Annotated in this window: 11 protein-coding genes; 5 read left to right on the top strand and 6 right to left on the bottom strand. The window is 57.7% G+C overall.

The genetic code is table 11. The features are described 5' to 3' along the window. Both ACR0JI_RS20740 and ACR0JI_RS20735 read left to right on the top strand, forming a co-directional pair. Positions 1-262 (top strand): hypothetical protein (locus ACR0JI_RS20740; protein ID WP_480496433.1); only part of this gene is annotated, 262 nt, incomplete at its 5' end. Between the two features lie 128 nt (positions 263-390). Then, positions 391-1,143, top strand: coding sequence for a hypothetical protein (locus tag ACR0JI_RS20735; protein WP_480475362.1), 753 nt, complete (start codon positions 391-393; stop codon positions 1,141-1,143). Between the two features lie 73 nt (positions 1,144-1,216). On the opposite strand, the gene ACR0JI_RS20730 is transcribed toward ACR0JI_RS20735, so the two are convergent. From ACR0JI_RS20730 to ACR0JI_RS20720, 3 genes are all read right to left on the bottom strand, one after another. After that, positions 1,217-1,864 (bottom strand): response regulator, encoded by a 648-nt coding sequence (locus ACR0JI_RS20730; RefSeq protein ID WP_480496431.1) that lies wholly within the window; start codon positions 1,862-1,864, stop codon positions 1,217-1,219. Beyond that, positions 1,861-3,186 carry a sensor histidine kinase gene (locus tag ACR0JI_RS20725; protein ID WP_480475366.1) on the bottom strand — a complete coding sequence of 442 codons (1,326 nt, stop codon included), beginning with the start codon at positions 3,184-3,186 and terminating at the stop codon, positions 1,861-1,863. The genes ACR0JI_RS20730 and ACR0JI_RS20725 overlap by 4 nt, the downstream gene beginning before the upstream one ends. A gap of 229 nt (positions 3,187-3,415) precedes the next feature. Further along, the gene (locus tag ACR0JI_RS20720; RefSeq protein ID WP_480475368.1) at positions 3,416-4,387 is read right to left on the bottom strand and encodes a zinc ABC transporter substrate-binding protein; all 972 of its coding nucleotides are present in this window, start codon (positions 4,385-4,387) and stop codon (positions 3,416-3,418) included. 57 nt (positions 4,388-4,444) lie between these two features. Between ACR0JI_RS20720 and ACR0JI_RS20715 the strand changes: the two genes are divergently transcribed. The 3 genes from ACR0JI_RS20715 to ACR0JI_RS20705 are packed head-to-tail and all read left to right on the top strand — an operon-like array spanning position 4,445 to position 6,503. Continuing rightward, on the top strand, positions 4,445-4,957 hold the full coding sequence (locus ACR0JI_RS20715) for a Fur family transcriptional regulator (protein WP_480475370.1): 513 nt from the start codon (positions 4,445-4,447) through the stop codon (positions 4,955-4,957). A 2-nt stretch (positions 4,958-4,959) separates the two neighbouring features. Further along, on the top strand, positions 4,960-5,706 hold the full coding sequence (locus tag ACR0JI_RS20710; RefSeq protein ID WP_480475372.1) for a metal ABC transporter ATP-binding protein: 747 nt from the start codon (positions 4,960-4,962) through the stop codon (positions 5,704-5,706). After that, the gene (locus tag ACR0JI_RS20705; RefSeq protein WP_480475374.1) at positions 5,706-6,503 is read left to right on the top strand and encodes a metal ABC transporter permease; all 798 of its coding nucleotides are present in this window, start codon (positions 5,706-5,708) and stop codon (positions 6,501-6,503) included. Before ACR0JI_RS20710 ends, ACR0JI_RS20705 begins: the two co-directional genes overlap by 1 nt. Positions 6,504-6,621: 118 nt before the next feature. Here the strand turns inward: ACR0JI_RS20705 and ACR0JI_RS20700 are convergent, their stop codons facing one another. Genes ACR0JI_RS20700 through ACR0JI_RS20690 form a run of 3 tightly spaced genes read right to left on the bottom strand, consistent with a single transcriptional unit; the run spans position 6,622 to position 9,733 of the window. Then, positions 6,622-7,695, bottom strand: a complete 1,074-nt coding sequence (locus tag ACR0JI_RS20700; protein WP_480496427.1) for a BMP family ABC transporter substrate-binding protein — start codon at positions 7,693-7,695, stop codon at positions 6,622-6,624. 32 nt (positions 7,696-7,727) lie between these two features. Continuing rightward, positions 7,728-8,648 (bottom strand): ABC transporter permease, encoded by a 921-nt coding sequence (locus ACR0JI_RS20695; RefSeq protein WP_209598075.1) that lies wholly within the window; start codon positions 8,646-8,648, stop codon positions 7,728-7,730. A gap of 2 nt (positions 8,649-8,650) precedes the next feature. Next, complete coding sequence (locus tag ACR0JI_RS20690) at positions 8,651-9,733, bottom strand: ABC transporter permease (RefSeq protein ID WP_480496425.1); 1,083 nt, start codon at positions 9,731-9,733, stop codon at positions 8,651-8,653. Positions 9,734-9,745 lie beyond the last annotated feature (12 nt).

The following is a 9,745-nucleotide window of genomic DNA, read 5'->3' as shown; positions in this document are numbered from 1 at the left end:
AGATATCAAACACTTAGCCTCGCATCACGCAGGGCTTTCCGCGTTTAGGACATCCTTACCCGGTGCTACAACGGTGCTACGCCAGAGAGCAAAGATCAGCTATCAAAGCGCACCCATTCTGACGCTCCCTGAAGCCGACTCTTACCCCAACATGAAAACCAACACGCCTCCACCGTCAGTGCTGTCGGCACCGACATGCGGTCCCTCGTTGCTCAAAGCCAAAATAGGAGTGTTGGATCAGGTTGAGTTTCGGGAATTGTAATTCTTAGCTTCTCCGGTCCGGACATTCGGCCGGAAAATCATCAGACCTAAGCCCGATGTAGCGAAGCCGGGACTGGGATATCCTGCCTCCAATGCAGGAAAACGCCTCGAACAGGATTGGAGACGATAATGAATACCCGGAAAAGAACTGGTCAGCTTCTGAGCTCGGCAGCGCTGGCGTCGCTGATTGTGATGACACCCTATGTGCCGACCTTTGACGCAGACGGTCATCTGCGGTTGGAACCTGCTTACGCGTTTGCAAAAAGCGGGAAGGGGAGTGACGGCAACGGCGGGGATGATGATCATGACAGCAATTCCGGGTCGGGCAGCGGCGGAGATAGCGACGACAATTCCGGATCGGGTAAAGGTGGTCACGACGACGATGATGACGATGATGACGATGACGATGGCTCGTCACGCTCGGGCCGGGGAGGGGATAAGAAGGACCGGTCTCAGTCTGGGGGGCAGTCATCGGGATCGGCTGGAATAACAAAGGTCGAGACAAGCGCGAGCGGCATCGAAGTACGCTATGCTGACGGCACCAAAGAAGAGATCGAAAACGGTCGGTACGAAAGAAAAAACGCGCAGAACCGAACCATCGAGGAACGACCGGCCACAGGTGCCGACGTTTCGCGCCTTCGGTCACTGGCAAACGGTATCTCAATCGATAGTGTGCGCTCGCCAGGGCAGAGCGGCGGTGCTGGAAGTAACCCGGCAAAAATCGAAATTCAGGGCCACAATATCGAAGTTAGTTACGCAAACGGCTGGAAAGAAGAGATCGAGGGCGGACGTTACGAACTGAAAGACCCGTTCAACCGAACCGTTGTTGAAAGAACCGCAACCGCGGCGGATCGCAGCAGACTTCAGGCGATTGCCAACTGAACAACGAACTTTGACGAATGTGCGGGGCGGTTTCTTTTCTTGAGAGACCGCCCCGGTCTTTGAGCGCCTGACCCTAGTCTTTCTTGTTCCAGGCCTCATGCGCGATGAGAGCGGCCTCCACCCGGTTCCGCGCATGGAGCTTGGACAGGATCGCCGTCATGTAATGTTTGACGGTTTTCTCTTGAATCCCCAACTCATCGGCTATTTCCCGATTGCTCAGCCCTTTGGCGACGCGCCGAAGAATCTCCTCCTCGCGATGGGTAAGATCATCGATGGCGTCAGTTTCTTTCTGCGACCCACTTCCGCGATTGATCTGAAGTAGCATGCGCGAAGCCAGACCCGGCGAGACGAATCCTTCGCCCGAGGCGATACTGCGCAGCGAATCTGTCAATTCGCGCGCTGTCACGCCCTTGACGATATAGCCAATGGCACCCGCCTCCAAAGCGTCTGCGACGTCACTGCTGTTTTCAGAGACCGTCAATATCGCGATGAAAGGCGGGTTCGCCATTTCAGCAATTCGACGGGTCGCGCTAATGCCGCCACCGGGCATCGACAGGTCGAGGATGGCGATGTCTGGTTGATGGGTTCGGACAAGGGAAATGGCCTCATCCGCATTTGATCCGGCGGCGAGAACCTTGAAACCGTCAGCCTCTTCTAATGTCCGGTGCAAACCGTCCCGGAAAATCGGGTGATCATCTGCGATAACGACGGATGTTGTCATGATGCACTCATTTTTCTGGGAAACAATGTCATAGCAACGGTGGTGCCCTTGCCCGGGGTTGACGTCACCACGAACCGGCCACCGATGCTTTCGACCCTGTCACGCAAACCGACAAGGCCCTGGCCCCCGTCGTCTCGCAGCACAGTCTCGCCTGACGGATCGAACCCGGGGCCGTCGTCGCTGACCTGAACGGTGATGCGATCATCATGTACGTCGCAGGTGACAATGCATCGGGACGTGGGTGCATATCTTGCGGCATTGGAAATCGTTTCCTGCAGGAACCGGAAAACGCACAACTTGCCCGAGATCGACAAGTCGGGCGACGGATTGCCCTGAAAGGAAATACCGGGGCGAAAAGGGCTGTGTTCCGCGTGGTCCTCGACAGCTCTTTTTACCACATCAACGAGCGCTAGGTTTTCGATGTCTGGCGCGAACAATCCCCGTGACAGGGCGCGAATTTCTGCCAAAGACTTCTGCAAAGATTGCTGAATTTCTTCGGCCTCGGTGGGCATCTCCGGCCTGTCGCCGAATGCGGCCTCCAATCGAAGGGCAGCGAGCGATAGGTATTGGGCAGGACCGTCATGCAGTTCCGCGCCGAGTTTCCTAAGGAACCTGTCCGTTTGCGCAGCATATCTTTCTGATGCATCAATGACGCGCGACCGCAGCATGGCATTCTGCGCGGCCATCTTTTCACTTTCGGCAAGGCGGTCGTTCAGAAGGCGCCCCTGCCGTCGAATGGTGTTGTCGCCGATTGCGACAATGGAAAACAGAACAACCGTGCTTGCCGCAAAGGCCGAGCCAACGATCAACCAGCTTGTTCTTCTGGCTCTGGCCATGTCCAGTTCCAGCTGATCGGCCTTTTCATAGAACTCGGCGACCGCGATGATTTTCCCCGACCAGATTTCGCGAATGGGGCTGTAGACTTCCAGCAATGGAATGCCCAGCGCAGCCTCTGCCGCGCTTTCTTCGTCGTCCAGCTCTTCAAATGAGCCCGAGATTTCTCCAGCCCATGCGCGTTTCAGGTCATCTGTCGGCTCGAACCGACGACCGATGATGGCGGAATCCGATGCGTATGCAATCTCGCCATCCTGTTTCCAGAACTTGTACGAGGCAATGCGTTCGCGCATCGGCTGGGTCATGAAAATCTCGTCCAGCGCCCGGCTGGCCTGTTCGGACAGTCGATCTCCATGCGCCAGCTCCTGGCTGAGAGGAGACAGAATGCTTTCCATGTACAGTGCGGCCGAGTTGGCGGAGTTCTGTACAACCGCGTTTTCGATCCGGTTCGACACCCAGTGACCAACAAACACCGTAGCAGTCCCCATTACGACTATGCTGGCCGCGAGAAAAACGCGCGACAAAGACCAGTTGCCAATTGTCAGGTCAGAAATTTTGGGTCTCATTTCGCAATCGACTATGAACGACAATTGTTTGACGCGCTACAGACCATGGTCTGATGCGCTTCTCTTATGTTCGAAACCTGATGCGCGGGCCGGGACTTGGCCTTTTTGGGTGCACCCCGGCAGGTTCCCGCGTCCCGATCCCAGTCCCGGTTCAACGGGTTTTCAAACACTCCGACAGGGTTTGCGCCATGTTACGAATGACTTGCGGGTACAGAGACGGCCCCGGTTCCAGTGCCGAGCCCAGTGGATCGATCACACCGGATTGCGCCGATGTTCCATCCAACACGGTCTCGACGATGCCCGGATTGAACTGTGGTTCAGATAATACGCAGTTGATGCCTTCAGCGCGAATGCGACCTTGAATGGCGGCAATACGCGCGGGGCTTGGGTCGGACGCATCGCTCAGGGAAATCGCGCCTGATGCCGGGAAACCAAACGCGACCTCGAAATACTGATAAGCATCATGAAACACGATGAAGCTGCCGCCGCGAACCGGCTCAAGCAACCCTGCCACTTCTGCGGAAAGCGCGGTCATTTCTTCGCGCGCCGCTTCGGCGTTTGCCAAATACGCAGCGGCATTGTCGGGATCCGCTGACGACAATTGATCTGCGATCAGGTTCAGCCAGGCTTTGGCATTCGTTGGCGACAGCCAGGCATGTGGGTCATGAGAATCATGATCGTTATGATCATCATGGCCTTCGTGATCGTCATGGTCGTCATGGTCTTCGTGACCCGCATCGTCCGCGTGATCATGCGCCTCAAACAATGTGTCTTCCCGGAACTCAAGAAGCTCCGTGCCCTTTGCGTCCAATAGGGCAGTGGCAGTCGCGCCTTGGGCAAGGGTTTCTATCGCGCTTTCCAACCATGGCGTCAGGTCTTCTCCTACCCAGAACACCAGATCGGCGTTTTGCAACGCGGCTGCCTCGGACGGGCGCAGATTGTATTCATGCGGCGAGGCACCCGGTGCGACGATCAGGGCAGGTGTTCCCACACCCTCCATTACACGGGCCACCAGCGAATGAACCGGGGCAATGTCCGCGGCAACGTTTGGCGCATCTGCGCGGGCCGGTCCACCCAGCAATGCAACTGTGATCGACAATGGAAGAAGAAGCGTTCTGGACATAGAGCTCTCTGTGTGATTTTATAACATTTCAAGTGGCAATACATGATATGAAATAACATGACAAGTGATGTGCACCCGGTACCTGGCAAAGACACCGCCCCGGTCGGGTTTCAGGAACATGACCACCAGAGCTGTGTCGCAACGGCCCTGGCATCTGCCGAAGCCCGGTGCAAAGAGGAAGGGCTGCGTCTGACGCCGGTTCGCCGCAAGGTTCTTGAGATGTTGTTGCAGGAACATCGCGCCCTTGGCGCCTACGCAATCCTTGATCGGTTGCGCGACGAAGGATTCGGGTCCCAGCCTCCGGTCGCTTATCGGGCGTTGGAGTTTCTTGTACAGAACGGCTTTGTCCACAAGATCGAGCGGCTGAACGCGTTTGTCGCCTGCTCTCATCCCGGCGCGGCGCATTCACCTGCTTTCATGATTTGCCGAAAATGTGATGCCGTAGCCGAGGCGCAGTCCGCCCCCTCCAAAGGTGTTCTTGGCGCTGCCGCGCGCGCGGCAGGTTTCGAGATCGAGCGAACGGTTGTAGAGGCTGAAGGTCTCTGCCCTGACTGCACCGAAAAGGCATAAAGATGGCCCTGATCACTGTCGAGAAACTCAGCGTCCGCTATGGCGCGCATACCGTGCTGCATCATGTGGATATGGTCGTTGAACCGGGTGAAATCGTGACCATCGTTGGCCCGAACGGATCAGGCAAGACCAGCCTGCTGCGGGCCATTATCGGTGCGACACGGCCTTCCGCCGGTCACGTGTCACTGAAACCCGGTTTGAAAATCGGCTATGTGCCGCAGAAGCTGCATGTCGATCCGACTTTGCCAATTTCCGTCGAGCGGTTCATGCGTCTGACCGAACCTGTGTCGCGCAGGCAATGTGTCGAGGCGCTTGAATCGGCGGGTGTGCCGGATCTGTTGAAACGCCAGATGTCACAGTTGTCCGGCGGACAGTTCCAGCGGGTACTTCTGGCCAGAGCTTTGATCAACCACCCGGACATCTTGTTGCTGGACGAAGCGACACAGGGGTTGGACCAACGGGGATCGGCCAGCTTTTACCAGCAGATCGAGGCAGTCCGACGCGAGTCCGGATGCGCCATTTTGATGATCAGCCACGAACTGCATGTGGTCATGAGCGCGTCGGACCGGGTGATATGCCTCAATGGGCATGTCTGTTGCGAAGGATCGCCGGCCGTGGTCGCCTCGGCACCCGAGTATCGGGCCTTGTTCGGAACCGGAACAGGCGGTGCGCTTGCCCTTTATCGTCATGAACATGATCACCATCATGATCATGATCATGATGCGAACCCACAGGAAGCGGCGGAATAATGCTGGATGATTTCATGATGCGGGCAATGCTCGCCGGTATTGGCGTGGCGTTTGCGGCGGCCCCCCTTGGATGTTTTGTCGTGTGGCGTCGCATGGCGTATTTCGGCGACGCGACCGCGCATGCCGCAATTCTGGGCGTGGCCCTGTCCCTGACGTTTCAGATGTCGATCTTCACGGGTGCGCTGGCCGTCGCTTTGGTCATGGCGCTGACCGTTTCGCTTTTGGCGGGTCGCGGTTATGCGATGGACACGCTGCTGGGGGTTCTGGCGCATTCTGCGCTGGCCTTCGGGCTGGTAGCAGTTTCATTCCTGTCCGGTGTCCGGATTGACCTGATGGCATATCTGTTTGGGGATATTCTGGCGGTCTCCCGTTCGGATCTGGTCGTGATCTGGGGCGGTGCGGCGCTTGTCGTGGCTCTGATTGTCTGGCGTTGGTCGCAACTTCTGACCGCGACACTGAACGAAGAACTGGCCTATGCCAGCGGCTTCGATCCAAGGCGAGAACAACTGATCCTGACCCTGTCACTTGCTGTGACCGTAGCGGTGGCGATCAAGGTTGTGGGCGTGTTGCTGATCGCCGCAATGCTGATCATTCCGGCGGCTGCTGCGCGAAACCTGGCACGGTCACCAGAATCCATGGCCCTGATTGCTGCGGGAATAGGTGCGCTTTCGGCCATCACAGGGCTAAGGGCTGCGTATGTATTCGACACTCCGGCAGGGCCCTCGATTGTCTGCGTTGCCGCGATCGTTTTTGCGTGTCTCAGCCTGATCGGGTGGCGAACGCAGGACATGGCCTAAAGGTTCCGTAGGTCTTTGCGGCCGTAGAATCCCGGGCATCCGGTAATGTGACCGAAACGAAAACGCCAAAAAAAGGCCCGCAATCCTGCGGGCCTTTATGCATTTCTATCCGCGCCGTTTATTGCGGGATATCGCCTTCCAGCCCTTCGACATAGAAGTTCATACCGGCCAGAGTACCGTCGTCGGCCACTTCGCCCTCGGCCAGCCAGTCGCTGCCGTCCTGCTTTTTCAGCGGTCCGGTAAAGGCATGATAGCTGCCATCGGCCAGCGCGGCTTTCAGGGCCAGTGCCTCTTCCTTGATGTCCGCGGGAACTGCATCCGAAATCTCACCGATTTCTACCATGCCCGGCCCGATACCGTCCCAGGTGTTGGACGAGGTCCAGGTGCCGTCCATCACGGCCTTTGCGCGCGCGATGTAGTAGGGTCCCCAGTTGTCGATGATCGAGGAAACACGCGGTTTGGGGGCGTATTCGCTCATATCCGAAGCCTGACCGAAGGTGATCACGTTGCCCGCCTCTTGTGCGGCGGCCTGCGGTGCGGTCGAGTCAGTGTGCTGCAGGATCACGTCGGCGCCCTGTTCGATCAGAACCGATGCAGCGTCAGCCTCTTTCGCCGGGTCGAACCATGTATAGGCCCAGACGATCTTGAACTGTACATCCGGGTTCGCTTTCTTGGCGTGGATATAGGCCGAGTTGATACCGCGGATCACCTCGGGGATCGGGTAGGACCCGATATAGCCGATGATGTTCGATTCGGTCATTCTACCCGCGATATGCCCCTGAACCGCGCGGCCTTCGTAGAAACGCGCTGAATAGACCGAGACGTTGTCGGCGGTCTTGTAGCCGGTCGCGTGCTCGAACTTCACGTTCGGGAATTTCTTGGCCACATTGATGGTTGGATCCATATAGCCGAACGAGGTGGTAAAGATCAGATCCGCGCCTTCCAGCGCCATCTGGGTCATCACGCGCTCGGCGTCGGGGCCTTCGGGTACTGATTCAACGAATACAGTCTCGACCTTGTCGCCGAACTCTTCTTCGATCGCCAAACGGCCTTTGTTGTGTTCATAGGTCCAGCCGCCGTCGCCGACAGGGCCGACATAAACAAAACCGACCTTGGTTTTGTCTTGTGCCACTGCACCGGTCGCAAGACCAAGCGCTATCGCGGCAGTTGTCAGAAGCGATTTTAATTTCATGTAGTTACTCCCCAAGTTGGTTCAGTTGGCCCCTAGTGTGAGGCATGGAAGGTCCGGCCCAGTGAGGCAGGTGCGCTGCTCTTGTCGGCCGAAAGGATCACAAGCACAAGGATCGTGATAAGATAGGGTGACATTGCCAGATACTCGACGGGAATGGCAACGCCCGCTGCCTGCAAATTAAGCTGCAAGACGGTGATGCCGCCGAACAAATATGCACCCAGCAGGACCCGCCACGGTTTCCAGCTGGCAAACACCACCAGCGCCAGTGCGATCCAGCCGACACCTGCGGTCATGCCCTCGGTCCATTGCGGCACACGTATCAGACTGATGTAAGCTCCACCCAGACCCGCGCAGGCCCCGCCAAACAGGATCGCCATGATACGGATTTTGATGACCTTGTAGCCAAGCGCATGGGCGGCATCGTGGTTTTCACCAACCGCCCGCAGGATCAACCCGACGCGGGTGTACTTCAGGACGGCCCAGACCACAGCGGTCAGCGCAATGCCCAGATACAGGATGGGATCGTGCCGAAACAGGATCGGGCCGATGACCGGAATATCGCTGATCAAGGGGATGTGGATATCGCCCATGCTGGGTGGTTTGACGCCCACATAGCTTTGCCCCATCAGGGCGCTGAACCCCAGGCCAAACAGGGTCAGCGCAAGGCCGCTGGCAACCTGGTTGGCCAACGCAAACTGTGTCAGCAAGACGAACAGCAGCGACAGCACGGCCCCGCCAATGGCGGCAGCAACAAAGCCCAGCCAGGGCGATCCGGTTTCGACCGAGATCGCAAAACCGCTGATCGCGCCAACGATCATCATGCCCTCGACACCAAGGTTCAGAACGCCTGCCTTTTCCACGACAAGCTCTCCGATCGCGGCCAGCAGAAGGGGGGTTGCGGCCACCATAAGCGAAGCAACCAGAAGAACGGGATTGATTTGACCAAGATCCATGATCACGCCACCTCGCTACGAGCCGCACGGATGCGGAAGTTTGTCAGAAGATCGAAGGCCAGCAGGAAAAACAGCAGCATTCCCTGAAACACCTGAATGGCTGCGGCAGGCAGGCCCAGCTGCGATTGTGCGATTTCACCGCCAATATAGGTCAGCGCCATCAGGCCCCCGGCCAAAAGAATACCCACCGGATGCAGTCGGCCCAGAAAGGCGACGATGATCGCTGTAAAGCCATAACCCACATTGAAATCGATGCTGATCTGACCGGACGGGCCGGACACCTCGAACATCCCGGCCAACCCGGCCAAAGCGCCCGAAATTCCAAGGCAGAACAGGATCAGGCGCGCTGGATTCACACCTGCAAACTTTGCGGCGCGGGGGGCCTCACCCGTCAGACGGATATGGAACCCCAGCATGTGACGGTTCAGCAAAACATAGGCAAAGATCACCGCGATGAAGGCCGCGACAACACCCCAATGCATCCCGGAACCGGCAATCAGCTCGGCATTGTGCGCGCTTTCATAGGATTGCAGGTTGCGCGAGCCGGGAAAGCCGAACCCTTCGGGGTTCTTGAGCAAACCCAGCGAGACCGAGGCCAGCATCTGTTCGGCCACGTAGACCAGCATCAGCGACACGAGGATTTCGTTGGTGCCGAAACGCACTTTCAGCAAAGCCGGGATCGTTGCCCACAGCCAGCCGCCAAATGCGCCTGCGGCCACCATGATCGGGAAGATGTACCAAGCGTCGAGCGGATAGAAGGCCAGACCTGCGCCCGCACCGAATATGGCGCCCATGATGTATTGCCCTTCGGCCCCGATATTCCAGATACCGGCCCGAAATCCCAGCGACAATCCGATAGCGATCAACACAAGCGGGGCGCCCTTGACCAGCAATTGAGGGCGGTAATAGAATGCGAACTCGCCAAAAAGCGGCTCCCAGAAGATGGTACCGATGGCTTCGACCGGGTTTTTCCCCAATATGGCAAACAGCAACCCGCCAAACACCATTGTCGCCAGCACCGCCACAAGGGGGGTCGCATAAGACCAGGCCCTGGACGGCTGTGGCCGTTTCTCCAATACAATCATCTGCTCATCCCC

Source organism: Ruegeria sp. N10, assembly GCF_056531545.1.
This window is presented reverse-complemented; position numbering and strand designations above follow the sequence as displayed.